Consider the following 810-nt stretch of genomic DNA (forward strand, 5'->3'; position numbering starts at 1 on the left):
GCACTCCCCAGTCGCTTGACGGAATTTGCGAAGACATCGACAGCCCACTGCCTTACGGCATCTTTGACGAAATTGAACATCGAACCACATTTGAAATGAATTGAAATCTTGCGCAGATACTAATTAGTTCAGAAATGAAATGACGCCTGAGATCATAACGGCGGCCTCAGAGTTCCGCCAGCAGTCTCCATAGGGATCGCGACAGACGCTGACGCTGCTTGCTGAAGAATACCCAAGCAGATTGGGCGGATTCGTCCGGCCTGAATCGGATCCGGGTCGCCGCATCCGGACTACATAGCCTTCACCGCTGCCGGCCAGAACATCGTCAGCCATACGCTCGGCTGGTCTGTCGCGGTGGCTTCGACGCGGTGGCGACAGTGGGCGGGGATGTCGATCCAGGTGCCGGGGATGAGATCGACGATGCGGTCGCCGTCTTCGAACCGCAGCACGGCGGAGCCCGCGAGCAGCACCACGAACTCGTCTTCGCTCTGATCGTACCAGAACCCGTCCGGACTCGATTGGCCGAACGAGACGATGCGCTCGACGCGGATGCCGCCGCGCGCCAGCAGGGTGTCGAGCACTTCGTCGGGGCCGGCGGGCGGCAGCGCGCTCAGCAGATTTCCGTGGGGTGCGTCCATCGTTCTCAATCCTCGGCGCGGAATTTGGCGCCGATCGGCGCCGGCCGCCATCCGTCTTGCGATGGAGCTTGTGTTTCGCCGCGCGGCGTTTCATACCGCTTTTGCCCGCGCCGGCCGAGATGCCCGCGCGCCCCGCCCCGCCGGCCTCCCCGCTCCCGACCAACGGACGATG

1 protein-coding gene is annotated in these 810 nt (G+C 62.8%); it reads right to left on the bottom strand.

Features of this window, described 5'->3' with window-relative positions; translation table 11 throughout:
* Window positions 1-290 precede the first annotated feature (290 nt).
* Window positions 291-638, bottom strand: coding sequence for a cupin domain-containing protein (locus DYI24_RS27300; protein WP_164574533.1), 348 nt, complete (start codon window positions 636-638; stop codon window positions 291-293).
* Between the last annotated feature and the right edge of the window lie 172 nt (window positions 639-810).

The organism is Rhodopseudomonas sp. BR0C11 (assembly GCF_010820945.1).
In the GTDB taxonomy this organism is placed as follows: domain Bacteria; phylum Pseudomonadota; class Alphaproteobacteria; order Rhizobiales; family Xanthobacteraceae; genus Rhodopseudomonas; species Rhodopseudomonas palustris_H.

Coding starts and splice junctions, on each gene's coding strand:
- DYI24_RS27300 (WP_164574533.1), bottom strand. CDS start 638: ATGGACGCACCCCACGGAAATCTGCTGAGCGCGCTGCCGCCCGCCGGC.